Raw genomic sequence first — 21,964 nt, forward strand, 5'->3', positions numbered from 1 at the left:
GGCTTAGCGCACCACGATCACATGCCACTTGCCAGGACCGTGTACGCCGGTCGTGAGCGTCATTTCGATATCGCCCGTCTTGCTGGGGCCGGTGATCATCGCCAAATTGCTGGGCAAGTTGTCGTAACCAGCCCGACGCAGCTCGGCGAACAAATCGAACAAATCAGGCAGGATCTGCGCTCGTTCGACGATCGCCACGTGTACCGGGGGCAGCAAGCTCGCCAATCGTTCTTGGCCACGCTGCGCGATCATGACCAGACTGCCGGTCTCGGCAATGGCGAAACTAGCACTTGTGATGCCGATGTCGGCAGCCAACATACTTTTACGCCGCGCATCGTACGACAGCGCCGCAAGCGACTGACTATTGCTCTGCGCGATCTTGCGTTCGGCGAGCAATTCGTCGAGTTGCAATCGGTCGAGCAGCGGATGTTGCCAACAAAAGGCGCTGCGCGGCCGATAAAGCTCCAGCAGCGCGCCTAAAGCCGTCCGTGCAGCCGCCAAATCGTCTACAACCGTCGCCTGACCTCCTACGGCGGCAATCTCGTGCGCCAGGCACACTGCCAGATCGCCCCCTCCGCCAACATATCCGGCCCCGTCAGGGATATCTGCGTTTACATCGACACGATAGGCGCGCCCCGCGGCCGCCGCAGTGCGAACGCGGGTCAGAAACTCCTCGCGGTTCAAAGCGGGCCCCCGTTCTGCTCGCTATCCCACCAATCGCGGAATCGAGTAGGCGCCGGTGCGGGAAAATCCCGGCTCGCGGTCCAGCCATTCAAGCCGCCAGGCAGTCGCGACATCCAGCCACTCGACCACAGTCGCCCCGCCGTGCGTGTCGCTAGCCAGGTCGCCAGGCGATAGAGCCGGGGGCTGCGCATCGCGCGGGCCCAAAGTCGATAGGCCAACGATTCGATCCAGCCCAGCTCGCCCGACTCGTGGTGCAATTGCTCGCGCAACTGAATCAACATCTCGGGAATTGCGATTTTTACGGGGCATGCCGCCTGGCACGCTCCACACAAGCTCGAGGCGTGCGGTAGATGCCGGTTGGCCGCCAAACCATCGTACAGCGGCGTCAAGACGGCTCCGATCGGTCCGGAGTAGACACCACCGTAAGCGTGCCCGCCGATATTGCGATAGATCGGGCAGGCGTTCAGGCAAGCGCCGCAGCGAATACAGAACAAGCTCTCGCGCAATGGCCCGCCAAGGATCCGCGTGCGGCCATTGTCCAACAGAACCAGGTGAAACTCCTCGGGGCCATCTAATTCCTCTGCGCGCCGTGCACCGGTAATCATCGAAGTGTAAATCGAAAGCTTTTGACCCGTCGCCGCACGGGGTAGTATCTTGAGAAACACCGGCAGATCGTCGAGCCTTGGAATTACCTTTTCGATTCCTAGCAGCGCGATATGAATGCGCGGCATCGCGGTCGAGAGGCGGATGTTCCCTTCGTTCTCTACCAGCACAATGGTGCCCGTCTCGGCGATGGCAAAATTCGCGCCTGTAATGCCCGCGTCCGCCGTGGCAAAGCCACTGCGCAAACGTTCGCGAGCAAAAGCCGCCAGTTGCGTGGCATCCTCGGGCAATTGCCGCCCCGCGACCGGACTGAGAATCTTGGATACGTCGCTCGCCCGTAAATGCATGGCCGGCGCAACCAGGTGCGACGGGCGCTGCCCGGCCACCTGAATGATGTATTCTCCGAAATCGGTCTCGATCGGCTCGATGCCAGCCGCCTCGAGCGCCGGATTCAAATGCACCTCTTCCGAGGTCATCGACTTGCTCTTCACGACCCGTTTGGCGCCTCGATCTCGCAGGATGCCGACGATGATCTCGCAGGCGTCGTCCCCATCGGCGGCAAAATGGACTTGGCCACCGCGTTTCAAAACGTTGGCCTCGAGCGTTTCCAGATGCTTGTCGAGATCGGCTAACGTGGCGTCCTTGATCGCCCGGGCCTTATCGCGCATCAAACTCGAATCGGCAAAGGCCTCGAAGGCTTCGCGATTACGCTGCCCCAGGGACGTTCCCAATAGCGAGAGCGAAGATTGCAGGCTGGCATTGGCCATCGCCAATCGGCTGGCGGCCAGAAACTCGTGATGCTCGTGTTTGGCGTAATCAGAGTCTGTTGTCATCGCACGATTTTTTTCAGGATATTGCGCCCGTGGAGCATCCAATGGCATCCGCGGCCGACCATGTCATGGCGCGAAGGGCGTCCAACCGCCTGCCAGCAAGCGTAACAGAATCGTTATGGCGGGGGCCAGGCCCACGACGGATGAGAAAACCACGATCCCCTGGGGCGGAGCAATACGGCGTGTCCTTAAGACCACGACCATCAATCCCACCGAGACCGTGCCGACGACCAGCGCTGCGAACATGAGCATTAGCGCCAGAATTTGAATCCGCCTGGCTGCACCGTCAAACGCCAGCAGGTATCCACGCGCCGCGATAAAGCCCAGTTCGCAGACCAGGGCCGTCATTACCGACAACATCCAGCCCACGGTCAGCGTTTCCACAGCCGGAGGCTCTGACGCCATCGGTGGCGCAACGGGGCGTGACTTGCGTTTCGACATGCGTATATTGTTGCGGCGATGGAATTCTTGACAACACCCGCCGCGCGTGAACGGATCGGGCCGCCTGTCGTCGTAATCGAAAAGCATTATCACCTAAATGGCTTTTGGCAAGGTTACGGCGCCACGACATCATCTCGGTCGAACACCGTTCCGTTCGTGTCCAACAGCATCCAGCCGAGCGACCCGACGACGTAGATGCCGGCCACGAATGCCGGCACCCATTCCCAGCGCCCGGTTCGTTCGACCAGAATACCGACCACCACAGGAAAGGCCGCCGCGCCGATGTTGCCAGACATGTTCATGATGCTGAAAACGGTGGGGACATGGCGACCTCCCATATCAATCGTAATAGCGTAAGCCACCGGCCCGGCGATCGCGCCAAATAGTGCCGCGGCTGCGATCAAGACTGTGACAATCTTGGTGTTAGGCGCATAGCCGGCAGCCAGGAAAAAACTCGCACAAGTCAGCATTGTGACGATGGCCGTTATCTTACGGCTGCCGCGGCGGCTGCCCGTGCGTGCCAGCAGCCAATCGGAGAATGCGCCGCCGCCGACTGAGCCCACCACCACCGCCACCAGCGCAACGCTGGTCAGCGCGCCGGCTGTCTCGATCGACGCGCCGTACACCTTTTGCAAATATTTGGGAAACCAGCTGGCAAAGAGTGCGTAGCCGGCGGCGCGAAAAAATTGCTGCCACGCGATCAACCACATCGCTTTGCTACGCGCCAGCGCCAACCACGGGGTCGGTTCCGTCGGCAATGTCTCCCGCTGGTGCACAGGCAACGCGCCGGATTCCGATCCGCGGATCGTGGCCAGCTCGGCCATGCTCACGCTGCGATGCTCTTCAGGGTGATTGCGAAACCACAGGTAAAACCCCACGGCCCACACGATTCCCGGCAAGCCGATCATCACGTAGACGGCGCGCCAGCCGAGGAACTGATCCTGCAACAGCCAGCCCCCCAGGGCGAGCGCGCCCGCCCCGCCGGCCGACATGAATCCTGTCAGCTGGCCGCTCGCAACGGCTCGCTCGGTGCGAGGAAACCAATGGGCGATCGACGAAGTAGCCGCGGGGAAAATGCCAGCCTGCGCGGCCCCAGCGGCCAATCGCAGCACCAAAAGTGTCACTAGCCCAATGGCCGCCCCAGTGCACGTGGCGGCCAGCGAGCAACCGGCGACAACGAACGCCAGCGCCGCGCGACTTCCCCAACGACTCGCTAACCAGCCGCCAGGAATCTGAAACACGGCGTAGGTGATAAAAAACGCGCCCAACACCCAGCCCATCGATTCGTCCGACAGCGCCAGCTCGCCTTGCACGAGCGTGGCGCATAACCCCAATAGCATGCGTTGGCCATAGGCCAGTGCCGCAGCCAGGCATAACCAGCCCAACACCAGATAACGGACCGGCAGCGAGAAGCTTGTATCGGGCTGTGGCGTCGTGGCGTCGGATTTCATGCCGTGCATCATAGAACCGTCGAACCGCCACCGCGCCCTGGCACAGCCGAGGATTTTCCAATTATTGAAACTCTCGAACGGCGTACCCCACGTCTTTAACGACCATCAGCGCCGTATCCATGACAGAATATAAAATGTCGTAAATGCGCCGGAACGCCGTCTCTGCGTAACGGTGGCATTATAGGATGGCCCCCGGTAGATCGCGCGGCCTACCCCGACGCACATTCGATCACCTCGTACTCTTGGTTCTCGCTGACGGCAATGCTAGGCTCGTGCGTGCTGAAGGGATGTACCCGTGGCGCAAACGCACAACTCCCGGAACGCAGTCGTCCACGGTCCCTCGGATTCACTTTTTTCTCACCTACGGTCAATCGAAAACAACCCGCAACGACCGTCCACAAACAATCGCAAGCGGCCCAACCACGAAAGTTGCCAACAGCCGCAATCCGGTCACCTCGGTTACATTATGCACCCCGCCATGAAGATCACAGCTATCGAGACGCACGTCTGTCACGCCCGCATGCGGAATTGGATATTCGTCAAGGTGCTCACCGATCAGCCGGGGCTATGGGGTTGGGGCGAGGCCACGCTGGAATGGCACACACGCAGCGTCGTGGGCGCGATCGAAGACGTCGCTCAACTGCTCATCGGCGAAGATCCCACGCGGATCGAATATCTCTGGCAAATGATGTTCCGCCAACATTTTTGGCATGCCAACGGCGCCGTTCGCGGCACCGCGATTAGTGGCATCGATATCGCGCTGTGGGACATCCTAGGCAAGATTCATGGTGTTCCCTGTCACAAATTATGGGGCGGGCCCGTGCGGGACTACATTCGCACATATTGCCATCTCGGCGGCGGTCGCATGGAGGACATGTACGACGGGGATCCGGCCGATGCCGCGCGATTTGCCGACTTGGCCGCCAAAGCCGTCGACGAAGGCTTCACGGCCATGAAGACCATGGCCGTGCCCGAGACCATGCCGCTGGAGGGCTTGAAACCGATCCGTTACGCCGAAGCCTGCGTTCGTGCCATGCGCGAGGCCGTGGGAGACGGCATCGACCTGATGGTCGATTGCCACGCCAGGCCGTCGCCGCGAATGGGTCTGCTGTTCGCCAAGGCACTCGAACCGTACGAACTTTACTGGTTCGAAGAGCCATGTTGGCCCGAGCGCGTCGACGACATGGCCGACATCCAGCGGGCCGTGCGCACGCCAATTGCCACCGGCGAGCGATTGATCGGCGTACACGCGTTTCGCGAATTCTTCGAGAAGCGGGCCTTCAGCGTGGCCCAGCCTGACATCACTCACACTGGCGGCCTGACCGAGTCGCGTCGCATCGCGGCGTTGGCCGAGACCTACCGCGTGGCGCTCGCCCCCCACAATCCACAAGGCCCGGTAAGCACCGCAGCCTCGTTGGAATTCGGCTTCGCTACGCCCAGCTATATCATCTGCGAAGCAGTGCATCTCGACGTGCCCTGGCGGCAAGAGGTGGTCAGCGAGGGATTCACTGTCGAACGGGCTGGACGCATCGTCCGTCCCAATACCCGTCCAGGTTTGGGTATCGAGATCAACGAGACCGAAGTGAAAAAACACCCCTTCCAGCAAGAGCTACAGCAACGGACATTTCACGCCGATGGCAGCGTAGGCGATTGGTGAGGAATGAACAGACAAGAGTTCGATGGCGTTCAGTATTTAGAACGTCGTCGCGGACCGATCGAGGGAAAGTGCCTTCGGGACGCGACCGGGGTCACGCCCAGAGTCCTAGGGCTGTTCCAGCAGGCGACGGTCGGGCAGAGTGAGAAATCCCAGTATGTCGGCCACGTCCTGCACGGTGAGCCGCTGTTCGAGCCCTTCGGGCATCAGCGATTTGCCGGCGGCTTGTAACTCGTCGATGTCGCGTTTGAGGATCGTGTCGTCCGCGCCCTCGCCGCGCCGCAATGTAACCGCCTCGGCCGTATCGCTCACTAGGATGCCCGACAGCGCACGACCGTCGGCGGTGACCAACGTATAGCTCAAGTAATCAGGCGCCACCTGACGACTAGGATCGAGCACGTCCACGAGCAAAGTCTCTTTAGGGCGTCCGCCGATACCTGACAGATCAGGCCCTACCTGGCGCCCCAAACCGAACATGTGATGGCAAGTGAAGCAGTGGGCTTTGAAGAGAGCCGCGCCGTGGACCCGATCGGCCGGCAGGTCGAGGGCGGCGCGGTACTTGGTCAGCACATCGTCGCGCGCGGCGGGTGCCGCGGCGGCGAAGATGCGTTCGGCGCGCGCCGCCAACTCGGCATCGCGGTTCTTGCCGAAGGCTGTGCGGACGACCGGATCAATCTCGGCGGGACGCACGACCTGGCGATCGAGCGCGTCGACAAACTCCCGGCTGGCCAGCGGCGATTCCAACGCTGCGGCACTGATCGTGCGGCGACGCGAAGGAGCGTACGTCCCCCATCCATCCAATAAGCCTCGCACGGCCACCGCATCGGCCCTGCGGCAAATCGCCGTGATGGCCGCATCGCCGGTCTCGCCCGGCTCGGTCGTCAATGGTACGAGTTTGCCGACTTCCACCGCTGAGCCCAGGTCGCGCAGCACCCGCACCGCCAGCACGCGATACGAGGGTGCTGCATCGCGATCGAGCGCCAAAGTCAGAACGCGATCGAGAACAGGATTCAGCCGGGCGGCCCGACGCAATGTCTGCTCTTCAACGCTGCTGTTTTGGCCAGCACCGGTCGCGGGCAGGGGCTGACGATCGGCAGCCGCCGCTCCGGCCAGCATCGCCAGCTGGCCAGGCGCCAACTGGGGTTTTGCGGGATCGTTGACCGACGCCAGCAACTCCTCGGTAATTGTCGGTTGGCCTGGCGCCGCAAACTGCTCGGCCAACTGCTCCAAGGCCTCGAGCTGGGCCTGCGACGGTTCGAATAGCCACGAAGACTGGCGGGCGATCAATCCCTGGGCAAACGGCAGCGCGGCATTCGCAGCCCCCGCCGAGATCGCACGGGCTAGCCAACCATCCGCGTCCGGTTGCTCGCTAAGTTGCGCGAGAGCCGGCAATTTGTCCTGTCCGGAAAGGCCTCCCAAGACGCGGGCCAAGCGGATTTGCACGCGTATGTCGGAATCGTTGGCCAACGCCAGGCAGGCCCGCCGGAGCGTAGGCGATACAGCCCAGGAAATGGGCGCGATCTGCAACGCCTGTGCGCGCACAGGCGCCGCCGGATGCCGTAACGCCGCCAGCAGCAACTTTCCGTCGAGCGCATCGAGCCCCACTAGCGCCCATAGCGCCGTCGCTGCGACGAGCGGGTCAGCGCTCTCCGTCTGACTGGCGAGCAAAGGAACGGCAGATTTATCCGCACGCTCGACCAGCAATCGTTGCGCTGTGTCGCGCCACCAGCCGTTACGGTCAGCCAAGTGGGCAACCAGCTGCGCCGTGGTAGCCTTGCTTAATTGCGGCTGCCGGTGCGTAAAGTCGCCTCGTCGGCGGACGCGCCAAATGCGGCCATGAGCGGAACCCTCTTGCCAGGCCACCTTGTCGCGCCAGGCGCCGGCCACGAACTGTGGATGTTCGACCCAGCGACGATAGAAATCGGCTATGTACAAGGAACCGTCGGGCGCCGTGGCATGATTGACCGGATGAAACCAGGGATCGGCGCCAGCGAGAAACTCGCGGCCCGTGTCACCTCGACGCGATACGAACGTCGGCCCCTCGGGCACCAACTCGCGCCGATGGACCAGGCCCGAGAGCGACTCGCCCGCAAACGCGTTGCCGGCATATCGCGGTCCGAGATTGTCGCCGCGATAGATAGTCAGGCCGGCCAGAGCATTGTAATGATTTGTCGACTCGCGATTGAATGTCTGTGGACGCGGCGCGATCGGAAACACCTCGCCTGAGTCGCTTGGGTCGGCGAGATTCGTGACGGCATAGCGGGCCAGATGCGGATTGCGCGCCACGTCGATCTCGTCCAACACCGCCTGTCGGACGGGAATCGTGTTCCAGGACAGGAAGCGGTTGCCCCAATCATCGCGCGATTGGCCAAACTGGCTTTGGCCGAAGATTGGTGCGAAGCCGCTAAAGTCTGGGCGGAAGCGAAAATCCTGCGTGCGAATCGAGATGGCCTGTTCCGCTGGCTCGGTGGGTCGCCGGATGGCGCCATCGCTGCGGCCGTTGGCTCCATAGATCCAGTTATCTAGCCCCCAAGTAAGTCCATTGACGCGTAACTGTTGGTTTCCTTCACCAAAGCCGGTGAAGACAACGCGGCGCTCGTCGGCCACACCATCGCCGTCGGTGTCGCGGAGAAACAGCAGGTCGGGCGCAGCCGTCACCAGCAGGCCGTCTCCGATACACAAAACGCCGTTGGGAAAATTCAGCTTGTCGGCAAAGATCGTGGCCGTCTCATAAAGACCGTCGCTATCGCGATCGATCAACCGGCGGATCGTGCCCGCAGTGGGCCCGACGGGGTAGTCGCGCATTTCGGCAACAAACATCGCGCCATCGGCATCCCAACAGATAGCCACTGGGCTGATGACGTTGGGCTCGGCGGCGACCAGTTCGACGATCAATTCAGGATCGGCCAATTGGAAAGATGCCAGCTCATCCTGCGGAGTCCGGGCCGCCATCTCTGGCAATTCGTCGGCCTCGGCCGCGCAGGCCAGGCACCCGACGATGGCAATACCGGCTGCGGCGCGGATGAATACGCGCCGCAGGCCTCGGGCAATGCCATACAGCCCAGCGATGGATCGCCCTGGGATGAATCCCGGGGAGAACGATGCGTGCAATGTCGATGCCTGCAATCGTGGCCGCCCAGGCAATGTCCCTCCGTTCAAGACACGTGCGCTCATCGCGATTTACCCGACTTAAGCTCGCCGAGCATCGAGACCACTTGGTCGGCGATGCGCTCCCCTGTGCCCGGCTCAGCGTAGCTGTGCCAACCCATCCACGTCTGATAGCCGCCGAGTTCGTACCCCTCGCGGTCGGGCACATAGCCGATCCAGTCGTTGGCCAGTTCCGCTACCAACGTGTCTTTGATGGGTGAGCGATGTTTGATGTCGACCCCCAGCGACGTGAAGTATTCGGCCGGGACGCCGACGATCGCTACGTCGCCGATCAACATAACTTGCAGCCAGGTCTTGCGCTCGCGGCCTTGCTCTGGCTTCATCTCCAGCCGCATCTGGCGGAACACCGCGGCAATAGCGTCGGCGTGATCTGGCGCACGTTTGCGGCAGTACGAGAGGACCTTGGCGTCTTCGGTTGCCTCGTCGAAATTGCGAACGCGGAATGTAAACGGTCGCTTGAGTGCCGCGATGCGTTCGACCGGACGCGTCTCGGCCTTGGCCAGCGCCCCTGTCACGGCTTGCTTCATGCGCGTGATGGCGTCGGCCGTGGTGACACCGCCGATATTGTGCGTCGAGCCCGACGCTCCTTCCAGGAAGCAGACCGTGGTATCGAGTTCTTTTTCGAGTTCTTGCGCGGCGAGCCCATAAAAAGACGGCGAGCGAACATTGGGCCGCAGCGTGCCAATGGTGTGCGTCGAGTGATTAAAAATCAATCCCCGCAAGTGATCGCCAGGCCCATAAAACGCCAGCACCGGCAATTGCGGATCGAATGGACCCGTTGGCCGCACGGCGTCTTCGCGCGAGCCAATCCAATAGATCGTATTGTCCGAAAGCAGCAGGCGACTGTTGGCCCCCACCGTGCTTTCCTCCCCCAAACGATAGGCAAACCGGCAGTTGTCTGTCCGGCGTCCGTCGGCTTGCTCGACAGCGCGCACGATGCCATCAACGACGTTCTTGACAAAATCCGGCTCGGGACCGTATCCGTGAACCCGCACCGTGCTGGGTGCCGAATGGGTGTGGGTCGCGTTCACCAATAGGTGATCGGCCGGGATGGCACAACGACGATCGATTTCCGTCGCCGCGGCCTGCACCATGGCGTCGGTGACAAAGAGTACGTCGCACGCCACGATAGCAAACTTGCCAGACGTGGGATGTTCGAGCACGACAGCGACGGCGCGCAAAGAGCCTTCTTGCCCTTGCACCTTACCACCACCGATACCGCCGGCAATGGTCATCTCGTCGGTCGCCGTAAAATCAGCGGCGCCGGCGCCGACCTTGAGCGACGATTCGGCCGCCCCGCCCATTGTGGGTGAAGTCACCATGATTGCCAGTACGATGCCGAGCAGGCCGCGCCGTGCCGCGACAGTGCGCAGAAAATTGCCGCCTATCATTCTGTTGTCATCCATCAAGGGGTCTCTTAGAGGCGAGATCCGGGGGGGCCGGGTAGCAGCAGGACTGCAGGCTTACAGAGTAGCCCAACCGCGGCGCTCTGCAACCAGGGGCCGCTCCCCGAGCTTCAGGGCATCAAAGCGTGCCAAGGGCCTGCCCCGCGGCCGACCACGCGAAAGGTGTCGCAAACATTCTGCAAAGATAATTTGGCCGTCGGCCGCAGATCGCATGAAGGATCTGGGGTTATGGTCGCGACAGGCAAAGCCGCGGCGCTGGGAACCTTCCGTGCCTGTGTGATAGCACGGGCCCTCATCCTGCCATATCCAATACTCGGTTACCCTGTGCCGCCTCATTTGCGCAATGTGGCGCCTGTGTTAAAGCAATGGCTCTGGCCGCCATGGCCACATTGACCCCCGGAAACGATTTCGCCTAGACTCCCGCGGCTTGGCGGTTCGCCGGCTTTGTCCCCTCGCTCGATTCCGGGTGCGCGTACCTAGATGTTGCGCTACGATTTTATCGTGCTATTGGTACTTATTCTCCTCGGCGCCGATCTGGCGCTCCCGACGACAGCCGCCGCGGCTGAGAAGAAACAGGCCTCGACCACCAGGGCGGTCGATAGCGCAGCAACGGATATCGCAACCAATGGCACGAATGCGGTCAAGCAGACTTCGGCCGTGCTGCCGATCGCACCCAAACCGGGCGACGTTCTGCTGGCCCTTGCCGCGATCGAGGAACTCGGCGCCACCGTGGAATGGGTCGACACGCCCGACAACCGCCGGTTGCGCGCCGTGACCTGGAAAGGCGGGGACGAGGGCCTGGAACACCTCGCCCAAATTCCCGAGCTGCGCTGGCTCGATCTGTCGCGCACCAAGATCACCGACGACGGACTGGCGATCGTCGGCAAGCTCACCCAACTCGAAGGGCTAAAGCTAAGCCAAGATCGCATCACCGATCGAGGGCTTTCCCATCTGAGCGGCCTCACGTCGCTCGAAGCCTTGTCTTTACTGGGCACCAGAATCACTACCGAGGGGCTGGATCATTTGGCACCGTTGACACGGTTGCGGATCTTGAATCTCAACTGGACTCCCATCGGAAACGAAGGGCTAAAGAAGATCGCCAGCCACCGCCAGTTGGAAGAGCTGTTTTTGTACGACACCAAGGTTACGGACGAGGGCCTCGTTCACCTGATGCCGCTGAGACACTTGCACGCGCTCAAGCTCACCTGGAACGAGATTACCGATGCGGGGCTGGCGAAATTGCTGAACCTGCCACTGCTCGAAAAGTTGTACTTGGGCTACACCCAGGTCACCGATGCTGGCATGAAATACGTGAAGGCTCTGCCGCAGCTTCGCTATCTGTATCTGCCTGAGACCGCTGTGACCGACGCCGGGGTTAAAGAACTTGCCAAGGTGTGGAGTTTGGTTCGACTTGATCTGACGAACACCGCGGTCACAGATGAGGCATTGTCGCAGCTGGCTACTTTGACCAGACTGGAAATGCTCGTACTCGACGGCACGCCCATCACCAGCGAGGGCGTCCGACGACTCGAACCATTGAAAAATCTCGGCTACCTGGGGCTGGCCGCCACGCAAACCGACGATACGAACATGCCCGTCATCGCGCGACTGACGCTCTTGGAAGTTCTGAACCTGGACGAAACCGGGGTAACCGACGTCGGGGCAGAATCTCTTAAACAACTCACCAAGTTGCACACGCTAACCGTGCGCGGAACAAAAGTCACATCCGAGTGGCTCAACGGATTCTCGCAAACCCGTCGCGAATTGAACCTGGCCAGGTAGCTCAACAAACTGTCGATTTGTGGTGGACTCTCGCCCAGAACATTTGTTTGGTCCGTAGACGGAGCTAGCGGGACACCAATATGCACGCACGCTTTTCGCACACTTGCCATCTGTTCAACGTTACAGTTCTGTCGTCGTCACTTTGCACCATGTTGTTCGCGGCACGCGTCGCTGCCGGCGACTGGCCGCAGTTCCGAGGTCCGGACGGACAGGGGCATTCGACCGAGCAAGGCTTGCCGCTAGATTGGAGCGAAACCGACAACGTGGTTTGGAAGACGCCCGTCGCCGGCGTCGGTTGGTCGTCGCCCGTCGTGCGCGGACGACAGATTTGGCTCACCACCGCTATCGAAGAGGAGGGCTCGCTGCGCGCCATTTGCCTCGACGCGGCCTCGGGCAAGATCGCGCGCGATGTGGAATTGTTTCGCAAGCCCGACCTCGGTCCGATCAATCCCAAGAACAGCCATGCCTCGCCAACTCCGTATATCGATGGCGATCGTGTGTTCGTGCATTACGGTGCGCATGGCACGGCCTGCATTTCGACGCGCGGCGAAGTTCTCTGGCGTAACGAGGAACTAGTGCACGATCATCGGCACGGACCGGCAGGCTCGCCCGTCGTGTGGCGCGATCTGGTGATACTTAATTGCGACGGCGCCGATCAGCAGTTCGTCGTCGCGCTCGATCGCAATACGGGCCACATTCGCTGGCGTACCGATCGCCCCAGCAAAATGGCCTATGCCACGCCGCTGGTCGTTTCGTTTGGCGGCGTCGACCAGCTGATTAGCCCTGGCGCGGGCCAGGTGACTTCTTACGATCCGGCCACGGGGCGTGAGATTTGGCAGTGCCGCCATGGTGGGGATTCGGTCGTGATGCGCCCGGTAATCTCCGACGGGATGGTGTTCGTATCGTCGGGTTACGGATCGACGGCGCTGTATGCCTTTGGCCTCGCATCGCGCGGCGAGGTCTTACTGACCGACGCCGTGTGGACATTACGGCGCGGCGTGCCGTACGATCCGTCGCCGCTGATCGTCGGCGATGAGTTCTATCTGGTCAGCGATCAGGGCGTGGTTAGCTGTCTAGATTTGCGCACCGGAAAACAACATTGGCAAGCCCGACTGAGCGGAGCATTCTCGGCCTCGCCGCTGGAATGCGAAGGCAGAATCTACATTACGAACGAAGAGGGCCTAACGACGGTCATCGAGGCCGGCAAGAAACTGAAAAAGCTGGCCGAGAATCAGGTCGAAGGGCGAACGCTAGCCTCACTGGCCACCAGCGACCACGCGATATTTCTCCGCACAGATGAATACCTGTACCGCATCGCCGCACCGCAGGGTGCGCCGCGTTCGCCTCAGCCTGTGGCAGGCCGGCCGAAACCAACGGCGAATCGCCAGGTACAATATCTGAAGCGCTGACGCAACCGTCGAGGCGAACGCACAGTCGCTAGAACAGCGGCGCTCGTCCCAGCTCGCGACGCACGACGGTCCATTGGCCCACGTGCATCAGCCAGTGTAGGCTGGCCATGCCGGTGAACATGGCACCCAGGTTAGGCGTCCAGCCGGTGCAGGGCTTGTCCAGGTCGGCGGCAGTCGATTTTTCCAGGGCCGCGAGCGTTGCGGCACGCTGCTCGCCATAAACGCGTAGCAACTCGGCCTTCGTACAAAACGACTTCGCGCCGTCCAGCTTGGCCGTTTCGCCCGTGTATTTATCGGCGAACCCGGCCGGTAGCGGCGGCATCACACCCGGCAGCGCTTTCGACACTGTCGCATGCTCGGCCGCAATGCAGTGCCCCACTTGCCAATTGATATGGTTGCAGCCGGGCGCCGGGCGATGCAGCAGATCGGCATCGCTCAAGTCGGCCAGCAACGAATCGACAATATGAGACGCGGAGCCGATCGAGAATTTTATCGCTTCGTGGGCGTTCATGTACTTGTACTCCGTTTGTAAGAGGGCGAATCATGGGGTGAGTGTAACGCGTCGCTACGGTCGAAAACGTCTAAGGAATCTCGAGCGATCCGTCCTCGCGAATTGGAAAGGCGCCCCAGGCGACTTCCCAAAGGTACCCGTCCGGATCCGAGAAGTACCCGCTATACCCACCCCAAAATGCATCTTGTGCTGGCTTCTCGATTTTGCCTCGGGCGCGCTCGGCCTCAGCGAGCAATCGATCGACATCGGTCTTTTCACGCACGTTGTGCGCAAGCGTAATGCCAGCAAACTTGGGTTTTGCCGTCCGAAACTCTTCCGAAATATCCTCGGCCAGCTTTTCGTACGGGTATAGCGCCAGGCAGGTTCCTGCGGTCTTAAAGAAAATCACTCCCTTATCCGGAGTCCAGGACGTGGGAAAATTGAGCCCATCGCGATAGAAACGCATAGATCGTTCCAAATCGGCAACGCCCAAAGTAATCAGTGTGATACGCGGTTCCATCGGTCTCTGCGATTAGATCAGCTAACTTTGATGTTGTGACTACGCGAGTATTTCGTTTAGCACATGGCCGTGGACGTCCGTCAGGCGGCGCTCGGCGCCATTGTGCGTGTAAGTCAGCCGCGTGTGGTCAAACCCTAACAGGTGCAAAATCGTGGCGTGCAGGTCGTAAACCGTGGCCGACTTCTCGACCGCACGATAACCGAATTCGTCGGTAGCACCATAGCTGAACGCGCGTTTCACGCCGGCGCCGGAAAGCCACACGGTAAATCCTTCGGGGTTGTGATCGCGCCCCTGTGCTCCCTGCTGGAACATCGGCATACGACCAAATTCGGTGGTCCACACCACGAGCGTGTCTTCCAGCATGCCGCGTGATTTCAGGTCGCGCAGCAGCGCTGCGGCCGGTTTGTCGAGAATCGGTCCATGCCGATCGTAATCGCTTTTCAATTGTTTGTGGCCGTCCCAATTGCCGACCCCTTCCCCCATCGCGTAGGCACCGTTGAACAATTGCACGAATCGCACGCCCCGCTCCAACAGCCGGCGGGCGAGCAGGCAGTTGCGCGCGAAGCCAGCCAGCAGCGGATTCTGGTCATTGACGCCGTACATATCTGCCATGACGGCACTCTCGCGCGAGAGGTCGCCTACTTCGGGCGCGCTCAACTGCAGCTTCGCCGCCAGCTCGTAGCTGGCGATGCGCGCCGCCAGTTCGCTGTCTCCGTTATGGGCGGCCAAATGCCGCTCGTTGAGGTAACGCGAAAACACGCGCGCGGCCACGTCATCAGCCGCCGAAATTCCGGGTGGCGGCGAGAGATTCGCAATCGGCCGCTCAGCATTGAAGCTGGTTCCTTGGAAAACGGCAGGCAAAAAGCCGCTCGACCAGTTCGCCGGCCCGGTCTGGGGCACACCGCGTGGGTCAGGTATGGCGACGAACGCCGGCAGGTTTTCGCACTCGCTGCCCAACGCGTAACTGACCCACGAGCCGATGCTCGGGTATCCCTCGATCGTGAAACCGGTGCTCATCTGATTTTCACCCGGCCCATGCGTATTGCTTTTGGCCGTCAGCGAATGGATGAAGCACATCTCGTCGACTTGTGCGCCCAATTCTGGAAGCAAGTCCGAAGTATATTTTCCACAAGCGCCGCGCGGGTGAAACTCGTACGGGCTTTTCGTCAAGTTGCCAGACGGCCCCTGGAATGTCACCAGCTTCTCGAAGCCGGGCATCGGCTGCCCGTCACGCTTCACAAGTTCGGGCTTGTAATCCCAGGTGTCGAGTTGGCTGCACGCGCCCGAGCAAAAGATCATCAGTACGCGATTGGCGCGGGCAGCAAACTGCGGCTGCCGCGCGGCCAAAGGAGCCGTGGGCAGGACGGCCGGCCGGATCGGGTCCTGAGAGGCCGATTCATTCTGACTCGTGGCGCCCAGCAGCCCTTGCTGTTGCAGAAGCCCCGCCAATGCGATCGCCCCCAGCCCGCCCGAAGCGTTGGCAAGAAAGCTGCGTCGATCGAGCATGCTGCGGCCGGCGTGCGTAAGTTCGACGTCGTTCTTCATGCGCGGATCCGCGTGCGATGTTTCAATAAGGCAATTAGGGACTCGTGGAACTTTCGACCAAAAACGATCGGCGCCCCATTTCAATTCACGTAAATAAACTCATTGGCGTTAAAGAGTGCGCGGCACAGCGATTCAAGGCCGTGCGAGGTAATCAGGGCCATGCCGCGGTTGAGCTCGTCTTCGTCGGGCGAGCGCGCTAGCGCCAGCCGGAACGCGCGGCGCGTTTGCACCGCCGTGTCCTCGCCTGCCTCGAAACGGACGCGAACCGCGAACTCGCGCACTTGTTGCGCCAGAAACGGGCTGTTTAACAAGGCCAGCGCCTGAATGGCGGTCGTCGACACGTTGCGCTTCGGCGCAACTTGGCTGGCATCCGGACAATCGAAATCGCCGAAGGTGGCATCCTGTAACACGCGCGGCTTCAGTTGGTAGACCATCCGCCGCCATTCAGCCGGACCGAACGTTTGCTTGGGAACGTACACGTGGACGTATTTATCATTCGGCTCAAATGGGTCGTAACCGGGCCCGCCCATCCGCAAATCGAGCCGACCGCTGGCCGCCAGAATAGCATCACGAATCGGCTCGGCTTGCAGGCGGCGCGGCATGAAGCGCCACAACAATCGTCCACCCGCATCCACACCCTGGGCCTGCGCATTCGAGGAACTCGCCTGGCGATACGTTGCCGAGAGCATGATCAGTCGGTGCATCGTTTTGATGCTCCAGCCGCGGGCGATGAACTCGGTGGCTAACCAATCGAGCAGTTCCGGATGAGAAGGATGGCCTGCGTGAAAGCCGAAATTGCTGGGCGTGTTAACCAGGCCCTGACCAAAATGGTAATGCCACAGCCGATTGACCAGCACCCGCGCCGCAAGCGGGTTGGCCGCATCGCCAATCCAGCGGGCCAAGGCCAGACGCCGTTCGTGCTCGGGCGCATCAGCCGCGAGCGCCAGCGGATGTCCCAGGGCTACCACGGCGGCAGGGAAAATCTCTTCGCGCGGTTGCATCGGATCGCCGCGGTGCAATCGATGCGTCGCCTTCGGTTGCTCGAAGGTGCCGGCATACACCTTGTTCATACCGGCCAGCGGCAGGCGGGACTGCAACTCGTTGCGTTTGGCGACCAGGCTTTTGAACTTGTCCGCCTTCTCAGGCGGCACGGTGTCTGCCGAAAGCGTTTCTACCGCCGCGCCGGCAACAAAGGGGCGCCGATCATCGCCACTGGCGACCGTGCGCCATTTGTCCGGCTCAACCGCCACCTCGATCCGATATTGGGTTGGCAATCGATCGGCAAAATTTCCTTCACGATCGCGGGCCCAGGCCACGCGGGCCACCTCGACGGGCTCCGGAAGCTCGACCGTGACCCAGCCGGTTCCGTTCTCGGACGATATCCAGCTGTGCGAGTTGCCGTACTGACCATCGTTAATGTGGGCGAGCTTGTGCAGCGGCGAGGCGCCATCGGCATAGACACCCGACGCAGAAGCCTGTGCGCCCGTCGAGGCGTTCGCCACATTCCGAGGACTCGCTTCGGCAGAATAGACTTCCAGCTCGTCTAGGCACGGTTCTGCCTGATTCGTCGCCAGAACCGTAAAGCGGACGTACTTCGCGACGACCGGTGAAAAGCGATCAATGTTGGCCCTAGGATGCACGGATACACGATGTGGCTCTACCGCGGGCGGTTCGGTTGCCGCACTGCCGGACGCTGCGATCTGTGCCAGGGGTTCGAACTCGGCCAATTGTCGTTCAATCACTGCCAACTCGCGCCGCACGACGGACTCGTCGCGCAATCGCTGTTCGTAGTCGGGCGGTTTGATCTCGCGCTCGCCGTGACGCACGCCCGCGAAGACTGCTTGCAGAGCGTAATAGTCGCGCTGCGCAATGGGGTCGAACTTGTGGTCGTGGCACCGCGCACAGCCAACGGTCAGCCCCAAAAAAGCAGTCGCGGTGGTTGAGAGGATGTCGTCCAGGTCATTGGCACGTTGTTGCAACTGCCCTTCGATGTTCTGAATTCCGACGACGTCGTGCGTACCGCCCACGAGAAAGCCCGTGGCCGCATCTTCGCCCACCTGGTCACCGGCCAATTGTTCGAGCACGAACTGCGGATAAGGGCGGTCTTCGTTCAACGCGCGAATCACGTAATCGCGATAGGGCCACGCGTTTGCGCGCGGCTTGTTCGTCTCGTAACCGTCGGTCTCACCGAAGCGGACCACGTCGAGCCAATGCCGGGCCCAACGCTCGCCATACTGCGGCGAGGCCAACAGCCGGTCGATCAATCGCTCGTAGGCGTAGGCCGCCGTGTCGGCCCGAAACGCGTCGAGTTCATCCGGCGTAGGAGGAAGCCCCACGAGATCGAACTTCGCACGTCGCAGCAGCGTGGCACGACCTGCCTCGGGCGCCGGTTCCAAACCCGCGGCTGCCAGCCGGATACGCACGAAGGCATCGATCGGGTTCCGCATGCCGGCGACTGGCGACAGGGCAGGAACTTCGGGACGTACAGGCGCCTTGAGCGACCACCAATCGAGACCGGCACGCTTGTCAGTCGTGAAATCGTAGGGGCTGAGCCGTCGATCCGCAGGCCAGGGAGCGCCGCACGCAATCCAGCGTGTGAGCTTTGCGACATCCTCAGCAGAAACTGGTGCCGCCTTGTCCGACGGCGGCATTTCGCCATCGTGCACGCGCTTCAGCAAGGGACTGTCGTCTGGGTTGCCAACGACGATTGCGGCGCCGCTATCACCGCCGGCCAGCGCTAACTCGCGGTTGGTAAAGTTCAGCCCTCCGGCAGGATCGGTGCCGGCATGGCAACCCAGGCATTGCTTCACTAACAGCGGCGCGATCTCGCCGAGGAAGTCGACCGCGGCGCTCGGCTCGTCGGCCACGGCCGACGACGTCAACAACAACAGCACGACGAGTGCCCGGCAAATCACATGCTGGCGATAGCGACTCGCACAGGGGATTGCCATGTGAGACCTGGGCGGCGGGTGCTGGCGGGATTTGGCAACGCCAACCGATGAGGCGCCGGGGCGAACAATGCCGAGGCCCCGCATCCATTAACTATCACAAAGTATAACGACGGCCGAGAACGCAAACAACGATTGGATGACCGGCGAAGGCTTCGTTCCGCAGCGCGGTGGTTCACTGCACGATTGGCGTTCCGACGCATACCCCATTTCCCACTCACATTGGACGGGGTTATAGTCCCAAGACCCGATCCGCTTTCCATGAGTTTAGCAAGGAGATCGAGAATGTGTCGTTTGGCCGTTTACCTTAGCCTTGTCGCATTGCCAGTGTTGACGGTTATCGCAAGGGCGGCTCCTCCGGCCGATCAGCCTGTTGCGCGAATCGCATTTGGTTCCTGTGCTCGGCAAGAAGAGCCGCAACCGATCTGGGACAAGATCGTGGACCTGCATCCGGATCTGTTTCTGTTCATTGGCGACAACATCTACGGCGATAGCGCCGATATGGAAGTGCTCAAGGCCCGCTACGCCAAACTGGGCGCCATGCCGGGCTTCCAAAAGCTGCGTGCCAGCTGTCCGTTGCTGGCGACTTGGGATGATCACGATTACGGCATCAATGACGGCGGCCGCGATTTCCCTCAGCGCGACGCGTCGCAAAAGGTGTTCCTCGATTTTTTCGGCGACCCTCCCGGCAGCGAACGGCGCCACCGCCCCGGCGTTTACACTGCGCAAGTATTCGGCCCGGTGGGCAAGCGCGTGCAGATCATCCTGCTCGATACGCGCTACTTTCGTAGTCCTTTGAAGGCGGCTCCCAAGGGAGACCCGCGCGGCCCCTATGTGCCGACCGACGATCCCGCGGCGACGATGTTGGGGGACGCGCAATGGGTCTGGCTGGCAGAACAGCTGAAGGTGCCGGCCGAGGTCCGGATCATCGCTTCCAGCATACAGGTCGTGGCCGAGGATCATGGTTACGAGAAGTGGATGAACATGCCGGCCGAACGCGAGCGGCTTTTCAAGGCCATTCGCGATGCCCACGCGGCGGGCATCATCCTATTGAGTGGCGACCGGCACCTGGCCGAACTGTCGATGATCGACGCAGGCATTGGCTACCCACTGTACGATCTGACCTCAAGCGGTCTGAACGCCGGCGGCAAGAAATGGCGCGGCTATGAAGAAAACCGCCACCGCGTGGGGACCATGAACTGGGGCGATAACTTCGGCATGGTCACGATCGATTGGTCGCAGTCGGATCCGCGTATCGCGCTGTCGATCTACGATGACGAGGGGGACGTGAACATCCGCCGCAAAATCCGATTAAGCACTCTGCAGCCGGGAGTGATCGGCAAGTGATTCCAGCCAAAATCCCGCGGTGCGATGGCGGCGGCGCGTCTTTAGTCACCACCCGCGTCGAGGCATCGCTACGGTGGTAATCGTTGCAGGGCAATCGTTGCAGTGGAAATCGCTACAGCGGACGGCGCGGCAGATGGCGAGGATAGGGAAGCGGCTCCGTCGGCGGCAAAGGTCCGTCGCCTGATTCAATCCAACTGCGCCGATCCTCTTCGCTGGCGTAATACCGCAGCCAAACATCGGGATCCCCACCGGCGTCCGCACAATCCCAGTGCAGAAAATTGTCTGATCGCTGCAGGTTCTTTTCCGGCGACGGAAGAATGTCGCGGAAAATCAAACAATACAACTGACGATCCGACAGATGGTCCGTGAAATCGAGCACGATCCGTTTGTCATACAACCTCTGGATCGTATCCCACAGTATGTCGTGCAACTGTTCGTCTGTGAGAGTCTCGGGCCGCGGCAGCAGTAGCGGCGGTTGGAACCACTCGCCAATAGGCAATACAGGCGCGCGCTCCCAGGCGAGCATGCTGGCGAGATACTCGTTTTCGACCGGCGTGGGAAGCTCGCCGACGTTCAATTGGCTGATCGAGTCGTCCAGAAACGGCTCGAGCTCGTCGCGCAGCTGTGCATTGCGCAACAAGTGCTCGACATCGTCGGATCGACTGAGAGGGACTTCGGCCATAGTGTGGATGACCCAACTGCGCTCTTGAGATGCGGATCGCGTATCGTGAATCTTGAATTTAACAGCAATTGCAAACCGATCAAGATATTGGTCTACCTGCGCGCGTTGCTTTGTTGGCAACTGGGTGAAATGCACCACTACGACCCCTACGGGAAGCTCGCACAATCCGTACGACCGACAAAGTCACTGATTGTCGTTATAAATTCCACGACCAAAGAGTGAAGCTAGCACGTAGCTCTGTCGACGGCGCGTGCCGTCCGGCGCCCGACCAGAGGTGCGATGAGACTCGATGCCCGCAGTATCAATTGTCGAAAATCGGACGACAGCCGACGGCCACGAAAGCTTTCGAGCACGCCGTCCGCAGGTCGGGGGCCGAAGTCGAACTTGAGCGTGCCGTCCTCAGGAACAGATCGAGGTGGCTTTGGCTGATGCCATCGCGCCGTCGGCCTGTTGAATACGCTCGTGAATCTCGCCCCGATGAACTGGGACTTCGGCAGGGGCGTCGATACCGATCCGCACCCTCCCACGACCAAGTTGCACGACGGTGATCGTGACCGATTCACCGATCCTGATGGCCTGCCCTGATTTTCTGGTCAGCACCAACATGGTCACCTCCCTGAAGGTTTGAAGGGGATCGCAGGTTGTCACGTCCGTGCCAGCACTCTAACGGCCTTACATGAGGCAATCGTGAGCGAGCCGACAGGAATTCGTGATTCGCACGCGGTCCAGCGCACAATCTTTCTCAGGCCAGGGGGACTACGGCAGCTTCGGCCCGTAAGACCGTGGCGGCGCTAACCCGGCACAGAGCACGGGGGTTGCTCTAAGTCCTGCTGTGATTTGCTGGTAGGCGGCATTCGCTGCATTGATTACCGAAGCCCTCCACCCCCCAATCCCGATCGCACCGGAGACAAACCAGGGCGAATGAACTGGCGGCAAGGACTGTTGCTTGGTTATGGGCGGGCGGGTAGCTTAAAGGTCGACCAGAGGCCTCTTTCGGCACGTTT

Annotated in this window: 17 protein-coding genes; 5 read left to right on the plus strand and 12 right to left on the minus strand. The window is 61.1% G+C overall.

The window, feature by feature from the left end:
* Nucleotides 1-3: 3 nt before the first annotated feature.
* From VGG64_14890 to VGG64_14905, 4 genes are all read right to left on the minus strand, one after another.
* On the minus strand, nucleotides 4-684 hold the full coding sequence (locus VGG64_14890; protein ID HEY1600890.1) for a lactate utilization protein: 681 nt from the start codon (nucleotides 682-684) through the stop codon (nucleotides 4-6).
* Complete coding sequence (locus VGG64_14895; protein ID HEY1600891.1) at nucleotides 681-2,120, minus strand: LutB/LldF family L-lactate oxidation iron-sulfur protein; 1,440 nt, start codon at nucleotides 2,118-2,120, stop codon at nucleotides 681-683. Before VGG64_14895 ends, VGG64_14890 begins: the two co-directional genes overlap by 4 nt.
* Nucleotides 2,121-2,183: 63 nt before the next feature.
* A complete protein-coding gene (locus VGG64_14900; protein HEY1600892.1) occupies nucleotides 2,184-2,558 on the minus strand; it encodes a hypothetical protein in 375 nt (124 codons plus the stop codon).
* A 113-nt stretch (nucleotides 2,559-2,671) separates the two neighbouring features.
* Nucleotides 2,672-4,009, minus strand: a complete 1,338-nt coding sequence (locus tag VGG64_14905) for an MFS transporter (GenBank protein ID HEY1600893.1) — start codon at nucleotides 4,007-4,009, stop codon at nucleotides 2,672-2,674.
* 466 nt (nucleotides 4,010-4,475) lie between these two features.
* On the opposite strand from VGG64_14905, the gene dgoD reads away from it, so the two are divergent.
* Nucleotides 4,476-5,666, plus strand: coding sequence for a galactonate dehydratase (gene dgoD, locus VGG64_14910; protein HEY1600894.1), 1,191 nt, complete (start codon nucleotides 4,476-4,478; stop codon nucleotides 5,664-5,666).
* 105 nt (nucleotides 5,667-5,771) lie between these two features.
* On the opposite strand, the gene VGG64_14915 is transcribed toward dgoD, so the two are convergent.
* Both VGG64_14915 and VGG64_14920 read right to left on the minus strand, forming a co-directional pair.
* Complete coding sequence (locus VGG64_14915) at nucleotides 5,772-8,837, minus strand: PVC-type heme-binding CxxCH protein (protein ID HEY1600895.1); 3,066 nt, start codon at nucleotides 8,835-8,837, stop codon at nucleotides 5,772-5,774.
* The gene (locus VGG64_14920; protein ID HEY1600896.1) at nucleotides 8,834-10,237 is read right to left on the minus strand and encodes a hypothetical protein; all 1,404 of its coding nucleotides are present in this window, start codon (nucleotides 10,235-10,237) and stop codon (nucleotides 8,834-8,836) included. Before VGG64_14920 ends, VGG64_14915 begins: the two co-directional genes overlap by 4 nt.
* A 480-nt stretch (nucleotides 10,238-10,717) precedes the next feature.
* Between VGG64_14920 and VGG64_14925 the strand changes: the two genes are divergently transcribed.
* Nucleotides 10,718-12,019, plus strand: a complete 1,302-nt coding sequence (locus VGG64_14925; GenBank protein ID HEY1600897.1) for a hypothetical protein — start codon at nucleotides 10,718-10,720, stop codon at nucleotides 12,017-12,019.
* An 80-nt stretch (nucleotides 12,020-12,099) separates the two neighbouring features.
* On the plus strand, nucleotides 12,100-13,428 hold the full coding sequence (locus tag VGG64_14930; protein ID HEY1600898.1) for a PQQ-binding-like beta-propeller repeat protein: 1,329 nt from the start codon (nucleotides 12,100-12,102) through the stop codon (nucleotides 13,426-13,428).
* A 28-nt stretch (nucleotides 13,429-13,456) separates the two neighbouring features.
* On the opposite strand, the gene VGG64_14935 is transcribed toward VGG64_14930, so the two are convergent.
* The 4 genes from VGG64_14935 to VGG64_14950 all read right to left on the minus strand — a co-directional run bounded on the left by VGG64_14935 (nucleotide 13,457) and on the right by VGG64_14950 (nucleotide 18,934).
* Nucleotides 13,457-13,939 (minus strand): DinB family protein, encoded by a 483-nt coding sequence (locus tag VGG64_14935; GenBank protein HEY1600899.1) that lies wholly within the window; start codon nucleotides 13,937-13,939, stop codon nucleotides 13,457-13,459.
* A 70-nt stretch (nucleotides 13,940-14,009) separates the two neighbouring features.
* A complete protein-coding gene (locus tag VGG64_14940) occupies nucleotides 14,010-14,438 on the minus strand; it encodes a VOC family protein (protein ID HEY1600900.1) in 429 nt (142 codons plus the stop codon).
* 39 nt (nucleotides 14,439-14,477) lie between these two features.
* Nucleotides 14,478-15,983 (minus strand): DUF1501 domain-containing protein, encoded by a 1,506-nt coding sequence (locus VGG64_14945; GenBank protein ID HEY1600901.1) that lies wholly within the window; start codon nucleotides 15,981-15,983, stop codon nucleotides 14,478-14,480.
* Between the two features lie 80 nt (nucleotides 15,984-16,063).
* A complete protein-coding gene (locus VGG64_14950; GenBank protein HEY1600902.1) occupies nucleotides 16,064-18,934 on the minus strand; it encodes a DUF1553 domain-containing protein in 2,871 nt (956 codons plus the stop codon).
* Between the two features lie 282 nt (nucleotides 18,935-19,216).
* Between VGG64_14950 and VGG64_14955 the strand changes: the two genes are divergently transcribed.
* Nucleotides 19,217-20,278: an alkaline phosphatase D family protein gene (locus VGG64_14955; protein HEY1600903.1), complete on the plus strand. Its 1,062-nt coding sequence runs from the start codon at nucleotides 19,217-19,219 to the stop codon at nucleotides 20,276-20,278.
* 112 nt (nucleotides 20,279-20,390) lie between these two features.
* Here the strand turns inward: VGG64_14955 and VGG64_14960 are convergent, their stop codons facing one another.
* Nucleotides 20,391-20,960 (minus strand): hypothetical protein, encoded by a 570-nt coding sequence (locus tag VGG64_14960; GenBank protein HEY1600904.1) that lies wholly within the window; start codon nucleotides 20,958-20,960, stop codon nucleotides 20,391-20,393.
* A 45-nt stretch (nucleotides 20,961-21,005) separates the two neighbouring features.
* Here VGG64_14960 and VGG64_14965 point away from each other — a divergent pair, with 45 nt between their 5' ends.
* Nucleotides 21,006-21,182 (plus strand): hypothetical protein, encoded by a 177-nt coding sequence (locus tag VGG64_14965; GenBank protein ID HEY1600905.1) that lies wholly within the window; start codon nucleotides 21,006-21,008, stop codon nucleotides 21,180-21,182.
* 177 nt (nucleotides 21,183-21,359) lie between these two features.
* Here VGG64_14965 and csrA read toward each other — a convergent pair whose 3' ends face one another.
* Entirely contained in the window at nucleotides 21,360-21,566 is a 207-nt protein-coding gene (gene csrA / locus VGG64_14970; protein ID HEY1600906.1) for a carbon storage regulator CsrA, read from the minus strand.
* Between the last annotated feature and the right edge of the window lie 398 nt (nucleotides 21,567-21,964).

The organism is Pirellulales bacterium, from assembly GCA_036490175.1.
GTDB lineage: Bacteria > Planctomycetota > Planctomycetia > Pirellulales > JACPPG01 > JACPPG01.